This window comes from Mesorhizobium sp. M0808 (genome assembly GCF_040320025.1).
In the GTDB taxonomy this organism is placed as follows: Bacteria; Pseudomonadota; Alphaproteobacteria; order Rhizobiales; family Rhizobiaceae; genus Mesorhizobium.
The window spans coordinates 22,688-38,276 of the sequence record NZ_JAMYOX010000013.1; the positions used below are offsets into that span (position 1 = coordinate 22,688).

Annotated in this window: 6 protein-coding genes; all 6 read right to left on the reverse strand. The window is 64.5% G+C overall.

All coding sequences use genetic code 11. The features are described from left to right. Positions 1 to 352: 352 nt before the first annotated feature. The 6 genes from NKI25_RS16805 to hutI all read right to left on the reverse strand — a co-directional run bounded on the left by NKI25_RS16805 (position 353) and on the right by hutI (position 15,514). On the reverse strand, positions 353 to 8,923 hold the full coding sequence (locus NKI25_RS16805; RefSeq protein ID WP_352998786.1) for a glycoside hydrolase family 94 protein: 8,571 nt from the start codon (positions 8,921 to 8,923) through the stop codon (positions 353 to 355). Between the two features lie 268 nt (positions 8,924 to 9,191). After that, positions 9,192 to 9,779, reverse strand: a complete 588-nt coding sequence (locus NKI25_RS16810) for a HutD/Ves family protein (RefSeq protein ID WP_023674422.1) — start codon at positions 9,777 to 9,779, stop codon at positions 9,192 to 9,194. 8 nt (positions 9,780 to 9,787) lie between these two features. Further along, on the reverse strand, positions 9,788 to 11,458 hold the full coding sequence (hutU, locus tag NKI25_RS16815) for a urocanate hydratase (RefSeq protein WP_352593169.1): 1,671 nt from the start codon (positions 11,456 to 11,458) through the stop codon (positions 9,788 to 9,790). Positions 11,459 to 11,490: 32 nt separating this feature from the next. After that, positions 11,491 to 12,309, reverse strand: a complete 819-nt coding sequence (gene hutG, locus NKI25_RS16820; protein WP_023674420.1) for an N-formylglutamate deformylase — start codon at positions 12,307 to 12,309, stop codon at positions 11,491 to 11,493. 437 nt (positions 12,310 to 12,746) lie between these two features. Next, complete coding sequence (gene hutH / locus NKI25_RS16825) at positions 12,747 to 14,282, reverse strand: histidine ammonia-lyase (protein WP_023674419.1); 1,536 nt, start codon at positions 14,280 to 14,282, stop codon at positions 12,747 to 12,749. Next, complete coding sequence (hutI, locus tag NKI25_RS16830) at positions 14,279 to 15,514, reverse strand: imidazolonepropionase (protein WP_352593166.1); 1,236 nt, start codon at positions 15,512 to 15,514, stop codon at positions 14,279 to 14,281. The genes hutH and hutI overlap by 4 nt, the downstream gene beginning before the upstream one ends. Positions 15,515 to 15,589 lie beyond the last annotated feature (75 nt).

A 15,589-nucleotide genomic window follows, 5' to 3' on the forward strand; every position in this document is an offset into this window, starting at 1 on the left:
CGCCAATTATTTATGGTGCAGTGCGTCATTTTTTGACTCGTACCGGTTGACGCGTCGCAAAACAATGCTCGTCTAGCTCTTCCGTTCCCATTCCGCGAACAAAAGATGACGACGCTTCGAAATTTGCCGTGATCGTCTAACAGTTTGAGATAAAAGGTGAAATGTCAGCGTTGCGGCAAAATCATGGCAGCTGGAAAGCACTGCCACAATTTTAATCAGCAAGACCCTGGGCACGACGTCTAAAGTCGTGTGCAGGCATTCAGCAAGGTCAACCGCAAATATAACCGGTAGCGGCACTTGGAGCGCCCGTGCGTGCCCTGGGAACGCTAAGCGACGCTCCAAGCCCTTGAATCTAGGCCGGTATTCTGACGACCACCTCGGCACTATCTCCGGCTTTTGGCTCGAAGGACGAAGATTTGGTCTTCGTGCCATTCACTTCAAGTGAGATGGCCCGGGCCTTTTTGTCGCGGACGACGCGTACCTTGATCTCGGCGCCCAGCATCTTCAGAGTTGCCGAATAGCCGTCCCAATGGCTAGGAAGTCTCGGCGTGAACTGGAGGCGCTGTCCGCGGCGCTCTATGCCGAGAATGCTCTCGACCGCGGCGCGATAAAGCCAGCCCGCCGACCCGGTATACCAGGTCCAGCCGCCGCGGCCGCCCTTGTCTTGCCCGGAATAAACGTCGGCCGCGACGACATAAGGTTCCACCCGGTAGCGCTCTGCCGCGGCTTCGTCGAGCGCATGGTTGACCGGATTGAGCATTGAAAGGCAACGGTAGGCATCGTCGGTGCGACCCATCTCGGCGAGCGCAATGACGAACCATGTTGCCGCGTGCGTGTATTGGCCGCCGTTTTCACGGACCCCCGGCGGATAGCTCTTGATGTAGCCCGGGTCCTTTTCCGTCTTCGAGAAGGGCGGGGTGAACAGTTTGGCGATCTTGAGGTCGTCGTCGACGAGCGCTTTCATCGCCTGCGCCATTGCCGTGGTCGACCGCGCCGGGTCGCCATCGCCCGAAAGCACGCTCCAGGACTGGGCGATCGAGTCGATCTTGCACTCGTCCGACTTGCGCGAGCCGAGCGGCGTGCCGTCGTCGAAGCTGCCGCGCCGATACCACTCGCCATCCCAGGCGGTGCTTTCCAGCGCCCGCTTCAGCACCTCGGCGTGCTTCGTCCAGGCCTGCACGCGCTTGGCATCGCGCTCCGCCTTGGCGACAGCGGCAAAGTCGCCCAGCGTCTTCAGCAGGAACCAGCCCAGCCACACGCTCTCGCCCTTGCCGTGCTCGCCGACGCGGTTCATGCCGTCGTTCCAGTCGCCGCCGAGGATCAGCGGCAGCCCGGCCGGGCTGCTGCGCTTGACGGCAAGATCGAGCGCCCGCGCGCAATGGTCGTAGAGCGAGGCTGTCTTCTTCGAGATTTCCGGGATGAAGAAAGCATCGTGCTCGCCTTCGCCCAGCGCCTGCCCTTCGATGAAGGGCAGTTGCTCCTTCAGGATCGCGGTGTCGCCGGTCACCAGCAGGTAACGGGCCGTGGCGTGGGCCAGCCAGACGACGTCGTCCGAGATCATGGTGCGGACGCCGGCCTCGGTGCGCGGCAGCCACCAATGCTGCACGTCGCCTTCGGGGAATTGCCGCCGCGCCGCATTGAGTATCTGATCACGCGCCAGCTTGGGGTCATGCGCCAGCAAAGCCAAGGTATCCTGCAACTGATCGCGGAAGCCGAAGGCACCGCTCGCCTGATAGAACGCAGAGCGGGCACGGATGCGGCAGGCCAGGCTCTGATAGGGCAGCCAGTGATTGACCATAGCGTCGAGTGCCTTGTCCGGCGTCTCGACCTGGATTGTGTCGAGAAAGCCGCGCCATGTGCGCTCGTTGTCGGCCAGCCGCTGATCGAAATCCCTTGAGCGATGGGTCTGCACCAGCGCGCTGGCCGCCTCGGGCGAGGCCGCGTCGCCGAGCAGCCAGAGCAGCGTGACGTCGCCGCCGGCAGCGATGTCGATGTCGCGTGCGATGGCCGCGCAGGGATCGTCGCCGGCCTCGACACGGCCGGACAGGCCGGCGCCGCTCAGCACGGCATGCGGAAACTCGCTCGTGCCTTGCCTGCCGATGAACTCGCCGCGATCGGCGGTGACCGAATGCACAGCACCGTCGGCGGCCAGAAAGGCGATCCGCTCGCCGAAATCGAGCCCATAGGGATTTTGCGCCAGCAATGCGCCGGTTGCGGCATCCCTCGACGGAACGATGCTTGCAGCGGTGCGCGAGCGATGGCCGCCAAGAACCCATTCCGCATAGGCGTAGACGCGCAGCCGCATCGGCACCGAACCCGAATTCTGGATGCGCAGCCGCGATATCTTCACCGGATCGACGGGATCGACAACATGGGTCAGGTCCATCGACAGCGGCCCGCGTTTTGAGCGGAACGTCGAAAAACCCTGCCCGTGCCAGGTTTCGTAGGTCATTGTCGGATCACGCACCACGGCAGCCATTGGCGAGAACGCCCTGCCATTGGCATGATCGTAGATATAGATGCCCTCGCCCGGCCGGTTGGTGACCGGATCGTTCGACCATGGCGTCAACTGATAGTCGCGGCTGTTGCGGCTCCAGGTGAAGGCAGCGCCTTCAGCCGAAATGTGGAACCCGAACGATGGGTTGGAGATGACGTTGATCCACGGCTGCGGCGTCGTGCGCCGGCCGGCAAGACGCACGACGTAGTGGCGTCCGCCGCCGTCGAAGCCGCCGAAACCGTTCCATTGGTCGAGCCCGCTGCCGTCGACGCGGCCCTCGATTAGTGCCTGGGCGGCAGATGCTTGCGACGTCGGCACCGGCAAGGACGGCTCGCGAAGCGCTGCAAGGTCTGCCGGCTGGAGGGCGGCGTCCCGCGCCTGCAGTGCCGCGGCCTCGGCGCGCTCGATCTGGTCGAAGATGGTGCCGTTGCGCGTATGCAGCACCACCCGAGCGACGGCGAGCAAGGTCCTGTAGGTCATTTCCTCCATCAGATCGCGGCGCACTGCGAAGATGTGCTGGCGGGGTCCGAGTTCCTTGCCGCGCAACCGGCTGTTTTCGCACAGCGTCTCCACCGCGCGCTGCAGGTCCTGCACGTAGGATGACGCCTGCTCGTTGACGACGACAAAATCGATCATCATGCCGCGAGCGCGCATGTATTCCTGGAAGCGAAGCGCCTGGGCGACGATCTCCAGATCGGCGACATCGGCGATCCTGACCAGGAAAATCGGAAAATCGCCGGATATGCTGGTCGGCCACAGGCTGGACTGCCTGCCGAGCCCGGAGACGATGGATTCGCCCGGAAGGCGCAGGAACGGATCGGGATAGATCAGATAGCGCGCCAGCTTCTGCACATTGGCGGCGTCGGACAGGCTGAGGCCAAGGTGCCGGGTCTGCACCTGCGAGCGCGTCCAGGCGAGCATCGCCTGGCGGGCGAAGCTTTCGGGATGGTCAAGCCGTGCGATGGCGGCATCCAATTCGGCGCGATGGGTACCGACGACGGTCCAGAACGTCAGCGAAATCTTCTTGTTGGCCGGCACACGCACCTGCCGGCGAAGCGATGCGATCGGATCCAGGGTGAAGCCGGAATGGCCGCCAAGCTTGGCGCCGGGATCAAAGGCAGCCGCTTCGGTGATGGTGCGGCCGCGGCCGATGAAGGCGCGCCTGTCGGTTTCCGCCTCGGCGTCTCGCGCCGATCCAGACGGGTCGGTGACGAAATGCACCATGGTGACGTCGGGTTCGTCCTTTTCGCGCTTGCCCCTGGTGGCGAAGATCGCGCCGTTGTTCGGCGCGATCTCGGTTTCCACGAACATCTTCGAAAAAGCCGGATGGGCATTATCCGAGGGCTCGGAGCCCAGCACCAGTTCGGCAAACGAGGTTACTTCGATATGCCGGTCGGCGGGGCCATCATTGTGGAGCGTCACCCGTCGGCCCTCACCATTGCCTTCCGAGATGACGATGCACTCGACTTCCGAACGCAGCGATCCAATCGATTTGACGAAGCTCGCCTTGTCGTCGGAGAACAGCGTCTGCGCACGCTCGCCGGCGGCGCGCTTCGGCTCGGCGGTGGCCGACCACCAGTCGCCGTTGCTGGCGTCGCGCAGGAAAATATAGGAACCAAGGCGGTCCTCGGTCGGATCCGGCTGCCAGCGCGTGACGGCAAGTTCGCCCCAGCGGCTGTACCCGGAGCCGGTGGCGGTCACCATGACCGAATAGCGGCCATTGGACATGACACTGGTCGAGCGGAGCGCCCTGAGCGGATCGAGCACGATGCGGGTATCCGGGCTTTCCAGCTCGGTCTCGTCCTTCGAGCGCTCGTCGGCCTCGGTCCTGACGGTCGCAGTCGGGATGTCGCGCGGCGCCCTTTCCTGCAGCAGCAATTCGGCCGACTCGATCACCGGATCGCTGTGGAAGCGGTCGCGCAGGCGCCCTTCGAAGATCGCATCGGCAACTGCGGCAATCGACATGCCGGAGTGGTGGGCCATGTAGTTGAGCACGACGGCGTGGTCGGTGCCCTCGGGAACGCGTTGCGGCGTGAAATCCACCGCGTCGTAAAAACCGTGCCGGCCCAGTGCGCCCAGCCGCCTGAGCTTGGCCAGGTTCTGGACGGATTCATGCGGCGTGAACTGCGCTGCCAGCACGGTCGCGTAAGGCGCGATCACCGTGTTTTGGCCAAGGCCGCGCTTCAGGCCGAGCCCGGGCACGCCGAAATTGGTGTACTGATAGGTCAGCTCGCGGTCGCGGGCGTTGTAGGCCGCTTCCGAAATCCCCCAGGGAACGTTCTTCGAACGGCCATACTGGATCTGGCGCTTGATGATGAGCTTGCTGGTCTGGTTGAGAATGCTGCCTTGCGGCTCCTTCATCACCAGTGGCGGCATCAGATATTCGAACATCGAGCCGGACCAGGACATCAGTGCGCCCTGGAAGCCGATCTCGACGATCGGCCGGCCGAGCCGGAACCAGTGCTCGGTCGGCAAATCGCCCTTGGCGATGGCGAACAGGCTGGTCAGCCGCGCCTCGGAGGCCAAAAGATCGTAGCAGCTTTCGTCGAGCTGATGCTCCTCGACCCGGTAACCGATCGACAAGAGCTTGCGTTCGGGCCGCATCAGGAACGAGAAATCCATCTCGAAGGCGAAACGGCGCGTGCGCTCGCGCAACGTCAGAAGCTTGGCCCGCAATGCCGCGACGGCGTTTTCGTCGCTGTGCGCGTCGTGCACATGCGCCTCGCAGGTGGCTTCGAGCCTGGCCGCCCAATCGGCGATGGTGTCGCTCTGGGTCGACGCTGCCTCGGTATGGATGGCTGTCGCGAGCTTGCGTATCTCGCCGGCCAGGACGGCCAGGTTGATGGTGCGGATCGACGCCATCTCCGGCTGCGCCTTGATCAATTCCACCGCCCGCCGCATGCCGTCGAGACGGTCGGCGAGCCGCTGGCGCAAGGGCCGCAATTGACGCCGGTCGTCGGGCAGTTCCTCAAGGCTTTCGTCGAGGATGGTGACGGTGTCGAGGATGCCTTCGAAGTCGCCCTGCACATGCACCGACGGCGCTTCGGCCCATTCGGCGCAGGCAGCGGCCACGGCCACCAGATGGCCGGCGAGATTGCCGCTGTCGACCGCCGAAATGTACAGCGGGTAGAGCGGCTTCAGGGTCGTCGTGTCATACCAGTTGAAGAGATGGCCGCGGTCGCGCGGCATGCTCTCGATGGTCGACATGGTCGCGTCGATGCGGTTGACGGCGTCGGAGAGGCTGATCCAGCCGAAATCGCGTGCCGAAATCACCGACAGCAGGTAGACGCCGATATTGGTCGGCGAGGTGCGGGGCGCCACCACGGGGGCCGGGCTTTCCTGGAAATTATCCGGCGGCAGATGGTGATGCTCGGCCGTCACGAAGGTCTCGAAATAGTGCCATGTACGTCGCGCCACGGTGCGCAGCGCGTGGATGTCGGCGGCCGATATGCGCAGGCGGTCCTCGGTTTCGGCCGAACGGCTGATCCAGCAGGCGATGGCGGGCGAGCCGATCCAGAACAAGGCAAAGAAGAAGGCGACGAAGGCGCCGGTGGAATCGGCCAGCACCGGGACAGCGAGGCCGACGACGCCGATGATCACCGCGCCGTACATGATGCTGTAATAGGAGCCGAGATCGTTGTCGCCGCCCTTGTGTGCCTGCGAGGCGGTGCGCCATTCGAGCAGGTTCTGGCGGCTGACGAACAGGCGGTAGAGCGTGCGGATGATCGCGTCGCCCATCATCCAGGCAAGATGCGCCATCAGCACGATCTTCAGCGCCACCAGGGCGGTGCCGAAGGCAACGTCGCGTGCCAGTGCCGAGAAATGGCCGCGCGGCGTCTGGTCGCCGCTCTTCGGCAGGATGGCGTCGACAATGTCGAAAGTGGGCGCCATGAACAGCGTGAGGATCAGCAGCGCCTGCCATTGGGCGGCCTGCGTGAAGGGCAGCAGCGTCCAGCCGGCGATCGCGGCCATCACCCAGAAGATCGGCGTCACCGAGCGGCGCAGATTGTCCACCATCTTCCAGCGCGACAGCGCCGGCACGTTTGAGCGCGGGCCAAGAATGAAGCCCAGAAGCTGCCAGTCGCCGCGTGCCCAGCGATGGTGGCGCGACGCGTCGACCGAATAGCGGGTCGGATAGTCCTCGACCAGTTCGACGTCGGTGACCAAGGCCGAGCGCGCCAGGGCGCCTTCGAGCAGATCATGGCTGAGGATGGTGTTTTCCTCGATGCGGCCCTTCAACGCCGCCTCGAAGGCGTCGACATGGTAAAGACCCTTGCCGGTGAAGGAACCGTCGCCGAAGATGTCCTGGTAGAGGTCCGACACGGCAAAGACGTACGGATCGAGCCCGCGATTGGCGGAAAAGACACGCTGAAAGAACGATGCCTCGTCGCCACTGGTCAGCGACGCGGTGATACGCGGCTGCAGGATGGAATAACCTGCCGTAACCTCGCGCCGTGCGACATCGAAATGCGGACGGTTGAGCGGGTGGCAAAGCTTGCCGGCCAGCGCAGCGACGGCGTCGCGGGTGGTGCGGGTGTCGGCGTCCAGCGTCATCACGTGGACGACGCTCTCCGGCAATGGCACTTCCAACGGCAGGAAGGTGGTGTCGCTGTCGCCGCGCAGCAGAAGGTTCAATTCGTGCAGCTTGCCGCGCTTGCGCTCCCAGCCCATCCAGACGCCTTGCGATGCGTTGTAGAGCCGGCGCCGATGCAGCAGATAAAAGCGCGGCGCCCCTTCCGAGGGATAGCGGGCGTTCAGCCTGGCGATTTCGGCGCGGGCGAATTCGAGGATTTCGACATCCGCCGTATCGATCTCGGTCTTCGAGTCCGGCCAGTCGGAAAGCAGCGCGAAATAGACTTCGCCCGCCGTGTTGGCGAGGTGATGCACCTCGATGTTGCGGATGTTCTCCTCGACATCGTCGCGCGAGCCGATCAGCGACGGCACCACCACCAGCGTGCGCGCCTCGGGCGGCACACCGTGCCTGAAATCATAGCCGATGAGACGCGTCGGCTTCAAAAACAGCGAGACGACGGTGTTGAAGAATGCAAGCGCGCCTTCGCTGGCCGGCACCGCGAACAGGGCCAGCATCAGGACGATCGACGGCACCGACAGGCCGAGATTGGCAAGCGCATTGCCGGAAACGACCAGAAGCAGGACCGTCAGCGCAAACACCGGCACGACGATGCCCAGCCATCCGGTCTTGCGGAAGGTCCGGTTGAGCGTCTTGCCGATGGTCGGCCGGTAGCCGATCGACCGCTCGAGCTCCTGCCGGCGCGGGCCGACCAGAAAGAAGCCGACGTCGGTGTGAGCGATCGGACCGCTTTCGGAGCCCGGTGCATCGGCAGCATGGCCGGCGAGCTCGATCGCCCTTTCGGCAACGCGAAATTCGGAGAGATCGGAACGGCGCGCCAGCTCCTCGATCGCAGTCCGGTATTGGTCGCGCGAAAAGAAATCGAGCGCGGCGAAATCGGTGCGTTCGCGCAGCAAGGTGTCGATGCGGCTGACGCCCTCGAACCACACCGTCCAGTCGATGTCGTTGATCAGGCGCAGGCCGCGGATGATGTTGCCGGTGGTCACGTTGCCGCTGGACAGCGTGTGGTGCTCGCTGAGGATGATCTCCTCGGCGTCGGAGCCGGTCCTTTCCAGCTCGCCCTCCAGCCATTCCAGCGCCCTGCCGGCATTTTGCGAGCCGTCACGCAGCCGGTAGAGCAACTGGGTGGCGAAGGTGGTGTCCTGCGCATGGGCGCTGTAGTGGGAAAGTATCGCCTGCCGGTCGGCGCTGTCGTCCGTCGCCAGCACACGGTCGGCGACCTCGTTGGCGATCTGGCGCAGTTCCCGCGTGCGATTGACGCGGACCGCGATCCGGCGAAGGTTCTCGATTAGGACGAAGCGCAGCAGCGACGGCAGCGCCCATAATTCGCCAATCTTCAGCGGCTCGATGGACTGGAAGCCTTCGACGATCGCCTTGAACATGGCCGACGAGACGGAACTGTCGGAATGCGCGACATAGGTCCACGCGACCGCCAGTGCGCGCGGCACGCTGGATCCATCCGACAGTTTCAGCGTCGGCAACTGGCGGTAGAAGCGGCGCGGCAGGTCGCGCTTGACCTGAAAAATGGTCTCCTCGACCAGGTAGTTGTTGTCGAGCAGCCACTGCGCCGCGGGCGTGATCGTTTCGCCCCTCGCCTGGGCAGCGTTGGTGGAACGGTAGACATCGAGAATTTTCCTGGCGCTGTCGCGGATGCGCGCCTGAAAATCGAAAGGCGTCAGACCGAACAAGTCCTTGGCGTCGCCATTGGCAAGGGCTGCGCCCAAAGCGCGCAGCCGATCTTCCGGCAGGAAATTGGAGCGTATCGGCACGTCGGTGACAGCCGGGAAGCTGGCGCTCGTCTTTTCGATCTGTGCGAGATTGGTCTGGATATTCATCTAAGGTTCCGTGTTGGGGACGCAGTGCGGCGTCACCGCCACGGCAATGTCCCTAAAACCGGTCCAAATGCAATTGGTTGCATCGCAACACTTGGCCGAAAGTTTTGTTTCCGCACCACGACAAGATGCCGTCTTTCGACAACTTCCAGGCGGGCACTATGAGCATCGTTTCGGCTTCTGATCGGCGGAAGATTCAGGCTTTTTCGTGATGCAGCGACCAGCTTACGCGATATTTGGCCGGCGTCACGATCATGTTTGGCAACAGACGTTAATCGTTGCCGGCAATGCGGTCGATGCGGATCACGAACAGCATGGCCGGCCGGACCGGATCCAGGCGCAGTTCCGGCGCTTGCGCCCCGAGCAACAGCGCGTCGAGCGGCCCAAGTTGCATGGGCGCCGCGCCGGCCACGCTGAGTTCGCCGTCGACGCACAGGATGAGTGTTTCATCGGCTTCGGCCTGGATCTCCGTCGGAGCCGAAATCAGCAGGCGCTCGACCGTGTGGATCGCCCGGGCGCGGCGGGTCATGACGTTGAGGTCGGTGATCGGACCGGCGATCAGCGTGGCTTGCGTCGGCACGTCGGCCGGAAAGGCAAGCGGTGCGGAAGCCTTGGTGATTTCGACCGGTAGCCGGCCGGCGATGTCGAGGATCATGCCCTCGCCTTCCAGCAACGCCAAGGTCCGGTCGACGCCGGCAAATCCGGAAAATGGGCCGCCGCCCTCGACCAGCGCCATCGAGACGCGCCAGTCGAAATCGTCGAGCCCGGCACCTGGCGGCGAGACGGCAATCTCCGTCGTCACCCCGCCGCCGTTCTTCCACGGCATCGGCCGGTATTCGGCTGCCCGAAGGATGCGCAAGGCGCGGCTCAGCCCAAAATGCCGGGCAGGTTGAGCTGGTTCTCCCGGGCGCACTCGATCGCGATGTCATAGCCGGCATCGGCGTGGCGCATGACGCCGGTCGCCGGATCGTTCCACAGAACCCTTTCCAGGCGCTTGGCCGCCTCGGGCGTGCCGTCGGCGACGATGACCATGCCGGCATGCTGCGAAAAGCCCATGCCGACGCCGCCGCCATGGTGCAGCGACACCCAGGTGGCGCCGGACGCCGTGTTGAGCAAGGCATTGAGCAACGGCCAGTCGGAGACGGCATCGGAGCCGTCCTTCATCGCCTCCGTCTCGCGGTTCGGCGAGGCGACCGAGCCGGAATCGAGGTGATCGCGGCCGATGACCACCGGCGCCTTCAGTTCGCCCCTGGCGACCATCTCGTTGAAGGCGAGGCCGAGCCGGTGGCGATCGCCAAGCCCAACCCAGCAGATGCGCGCCGGCAGTCCCTGGAAGGCGATGCGCTCACGCGCCATGTCGAGCCAGTTGTGCAGATGGGTGTTGCCGGGGGTCAGCTCGCGCACCTTGGCGTCGGTCTTGTAGATATCCTCGGGATCGCCGGAAAGCGCTGCCCAGCGGAACGGGCCGATGCCGCGGCAAAACAGCGGACGGATATAAGCCGGCACGAAACCCGGGAAGGCAAAAGCATTCTCGAACCCCTCCTCCTTCGCCACCTGGCGGATGTTGTTGCCGTAGTCGAGCGTCGGCACGCCGGCATTCCAGAACGCCACCATCGCCTCGACATGCTCGCGCATCGACGCGCGGGCAGCTCTTTCAACGGCCTTCGGGTCGCTGGTGCGTTTCTCGCGCCACTCGGCCAGCGACCAGCCCTTGGGCAGATAGCCGTTGAGCGGGTCATGCGCCGAGGTCTGGTCGGTGACGATGTCGGGGCGCACGCCGCGCCGCACCAGTTCCGGCAGGATGTCGGCGGCGTTGCCGACCAGGCCAACCGATTTCGCCTCACCGGCTTTGGTCCAGCGCTCGATCTTTTCCAAGGCCTCGTCGAGCGTGTCGGCGCGCTCATCGACATAGCGGGTGCGCAGCCGGAAATCGATGCGGTCGGGATCGCATTCGACGGCCAGGCAGCAGGCGCCGGCCATGACCGCGGCGAGCGGCTGGGCACCGCCCATGCCGCCGAGACCGCCGGTCAGGATCCACTTGCCCCTGAGATTGCCGCCATAATGCTGGCGGCCGGCCTCGACGAAGGTCTCGTAGGTGCCCTGCACGATGCCTTGCGTGCCGATGTAGATCCACGAGCCGGCCGTCATCTGGCCGTACATCATCAGGCCCTTTTTATCGAGCTCGTTGAATTTCTCCCATGTCGCCCAGTGCGGCACCAGGTTGGAATTGGCGATCAGCACGCGCGGGGCGTCAGGATGAGTGCGGAACACGCCGACCGGCTTGCCCGATTGCACCAACAACGTCTCGTCGTCGCCAAGCGTCTTCAGCGAGGCAACGATGCGGTCGAAATCGTTCCAGGTGCGCGCCGCCCGGCCGATGCCGCCATAGACGACCAACTCGTTGGGGTTTTCGGCGACGTCTGGGTCGAGATTGTTCATCAGCATGCGCAACGGCGCTTCCGTCAGCCAGGTGCGGGCGTTGAGCTCGCTGCCGCGCGGGCTGCGCACTTCACGGATGTTGTGGCGAGGATCGGTCATGATTGTCCCTTTCGAGTGAGGTGCACCGCGCGTCAGCGTTCGGCCCAGGCGATCGCGGTTTCCAGGATCTTCTTCAGCGTGACGCGGATCGGCGCCGCGAATTCGGCCTCGTAAGGCACCGGCCAGTTAGCCGGTTCGCCCTTGCCTTCGGGCTCGCGCATATAGCCGCGGTTGGAGAGTTCCATCTGCAGCGCGTGGACGCCGGCTAGCGGCTGGCCGAAATGGCGCGTGATCCAGCCGCCCTTGAAGCGGCCGTTGACGACGTAGCTCTCGCCGGTTTCGGCGAGGATCCGGCCAACCGTCGCTTGCAGCGTCGGATCGGCGCTCTTGCCGTCATTGGTGCCGAGATTGAAGACCGGCAATTTGCCTTCGAAAAGGCGCGGCAGCACCGAGCGGATCGAATGGCAGTCATAGACGACGACCTTCCCATGCAAAGCGCGCAGCCTGTCGATCTCGGCCTGCAGAGCGGCATGATAGGGTACGAAGAACTTCTCGCGGCGTTCGTCGATCTCCGACGGTCCCGGCTCTTCACCCTTGCGGTAGAGCTGATCGCCGTCAAAGGTCTCTGTCGGGCAGAGCCCAGTCGTCGTCTGGCCGGGATAGAGCGAAACGCCGGACGGATCGCGGTTGACGTCGATAACGGTGCGCGAAATCGCCGTATGCACGACCGTCGCGCCGAGGCTCTCGGCGAAGTCATAAAGCTTGTCGATCCACCAGTCGGCGTCACGGCGGCCGAGCCAGGGCGAGACCAGCCGGCTGTCGAGGCCGGCGAGATCGATGCCGGTATGCGGGATCGAAACCAGCAGGGGTGCTGTGCCTTGGGTGACGGTGAGCCAGGAGGGTGAGGTCATAGAAGATTTTCCCGCGTTGGAGCTCTACGGCGCCCCCCTCTGTCCTGCCGGACATCTCCCCCTCTAGTGGGGAGATTGGCCGTCACACTGGCTTCCGCCAGTCTCCAACGTTGCAGGATTGAGCGAGGCGCCGCAGCTGCCAATCTCCCCACTAGAGGGGGAGATGCCCGGCAGGGCAGAGGGGGGCGCGAAGGAACTCGACCTAGCGTACCGACGTCGGGTTTGCCGATAAGGCGCGGCAGCGCAGGGAATTCGCATTTTTCTTCCCGCTGCGACGCATTTTGTTCTTGCTTTGTGCCGGCAGCTATGCTACTAATTTCGGTATGGTGCTGATTCGGCCCGACGACCCGCCTTTGAGGCGGGTTTTTTGTTTCTGGCTGGACGTCGGCAGGACAGAGGGGGGCGCGACAGAACGCGACCTGTCACGGCACACCGCCTCATGACGCAACGCCCGGCAGTTTCACCGCACCCGCGGTCTTCACCGCCGCGCCGCTGCGTATCATGGCGATGGCCTTCTCCATGTCGGGGTGGAAGTGCCGGTCGTTGTCGAGATGCGGCACCTCTGCCCTGACCAGCCGGCGCACCGCCTCCAGGGCCGCGCTCGAGGCCAGCGGTGCGTGGAAATCGCAGCCTTGCGCGGCGGCCAGCAATTCGATGCCGATGACGGCCGTCGCATTCTCGACCATGCCGATGAGGCGGCGCGCGCCATGCGCCGCCATCGAGACGTGGTCTTCCTGGTTGGCCGAGGTCGGGATCGAATCGACGCTGGCCGGATAGGCCTTTTGCTTGTTTTCAGAAACCAGTGCTGCCGCCGTGACCTGAGGGATCATGAAACCGGAATTCAGACCCGGCTTGGGCGTGAGAAAGGCCGGCATGCCCGACAGCGCCGGATCGACCAGCATGGCGATGCGCCGCTCCGACAGCGAGCCGATCTCGCAGACGGCGAGTGCGATCATGTCGGCGGCGAAGGCGACCGGCTCGGCATGGAAATTGCCGCCCGAAAGTGCGGAGTCGTCCTCGGCAAAGATCAGCGGATTGTCGGTGACGCCGTTGGCCTCGGTGCCGAGCGTCTCGGCGGCCTTGCGGAGCACGTCGAGTGCTGCGCCCATCACCTGCGGCTGGCAGCGCAGGCAATACGGATCCTGCACGCGCTCGTCGCCGACGCGGTGCGATTCACGGATGGCGCTGCCGGCCATCAAATTGCGCAACGCCTCGGCCGTCTCGATCTGGCCGCGATGTTTCCTGAGCAGATGGATGCGTGGATCGAACGGAGCGTCGGAGCCCTTGGCGGCATCGGTCGACAGCGCGCCGGCGACCAGTGCCGACTGGTAGAGCACTTCCGCCTCGAACAAAGCGGCAAGCGCATAGGCGGTCGAAAACTGGGTACCGTTGAGCAGCGCCAGGCCTTCCTTGGCGCCCAGTGTCACCGGCTCCAACCCATGCGAAACGAAGGCGACCTTGGCGGGAAAGCGGCCATGCGGGGTAAAGCACTCGCCGACGCCGATCATCACGGCGGTCATGTGCGACAGCGGCGCAAGGTCGCCGGAAGCGCCGACCGAGCCTTGCGCCGGCACCACGGGGATAACGTCGTTGGCCAGCATCGCCTCGATCAGTTCGATCGTCCGCGGCCGCACGCCGGAGGCGCCCTGTGCCAGGCTGGCCAGCTTCAGCGCCATCATCAGCCTGCAGATTGCGACGGGCATCGGCTCGCCGACGCCGGCGGCATGAGACAGCACGATGTTTCGCTGCAACGTTTCCAGATCGGCGGCGGGGATGCGGACGCTGGCCAGCTTGCCGAAGCCGGTATTGATGCCATAGACCGGCTCGCCCTTGGCAACGATCCTGGCGACGGCCTCGGCGCTGGCCTTGATCTTCGGCCGGCAGGCATCGTCGAGCCTCAGTGCGGCGCCGCGATAGATGGCGCGCCAATCGGCCAGCGTGGCATTGCCCGGCCTTAGCTTGAGTTCGGTCATTGTCCCCTCCAGATGCGGGCATGCAGCGGGTTGAAGCCCATGCGGTAGACGAGTTCGGCCGGGCGCTCGACGTTCCAGATCGCCAGATCGGCCGATTTTCCGGCCTCCAGCGTGCCGGTCTGTCCAAGCAGCCCGAGCGCGCGGGCAGCCTCGCGGGTAACGCCGGCAAGGCATTCATCGACGGTCAGGCCAAACAATGTCGCGGCCATGTTCATGGTCAGCAGCAGCGAGGTCAGCGGCGACGTGCCGGGATTGTTATCGGTGGCAACGGCCATCCTGACGCCATGCTGGCGAAACAAGGCGATCGGCGGCTTCTTGGTCTCGCGAATGAAGTAGTAGGCGCCGGGCAGGATGGTCGCCAAGGTTCCGGCCTTCGCCATCGCCGCCGCACCGGCCTCGTCGGTGTATTCGAGGTGGTCGGCCGATAGCGCACCATAGCGCGCCGCAAGTTCGGCGCCGTGCAGATTGGACAGTTGGTCCGCATGGAGCTTGACCGGCAGGCACGCCGCCTTCGCGGCATCGAACACGCGGGCGATCTGCTCCGGCCAAAAGGCAATGCCTTCGCAAAAACCGTCGACGGCATCGGCCAGGCCCTCGGCAGCGACGGCCGGCAAAATCTCGTTGGCGACAAGATCGATAAAGGCGTCCTTGTCGCCTTTTGCTTCGGGCGGCAGTGCATGAGCGCCGAGGAAAGTGGTCCTGACCGTCACCGGCCGTTCACCGCCCAGCCGTCGTGCGGCGCGCAGCGACTTCTTCTCGTTTTGGAGGTCGAGACCGTAGCCGGATTTAATCTCGACGGTGGTGACGCCTTCGGCGATCAGCGCGTCGAGGCGCGGCAGCGACTGGCCGACCAGTTCGTCCTCGCTGGCGGCGCGCAGTGCCTTGACCGAGGAAACGATGCCGCCGCCGGCCTTGGCAACCTCCTCATAGCTGGCGCCCGCCAGCCGCATCTCGAATTCATTGGCACGGTTGCCGGCATGGACCAGATGGGTATGGCAGTCGATCAGGCCGGGCGTAATCCAGCGGCCTTCGCAGTCGGTCGCCTCGGCGCCTTTGCTAAGTGCTGCCGGCATGTCGCCTTGCGCCCCGGCATAGACGATCCGGCCGTTGCGCACGGCGACCGCACCGTGCTCGACGACGCCTGACCCGGGGCTGCTTTCGGCCATGGTCGCGAGGCGCGCATTGCGCCAGAGGCGAAGCTCTCCTGCCCGGCTTTTGCTCTCTGCAGCCATCATCTTTTCCGTTTCAATAGGTGACGATTATGTATATACATATGAAAAGGCACTGCAAGCGCTATCATCGCACGG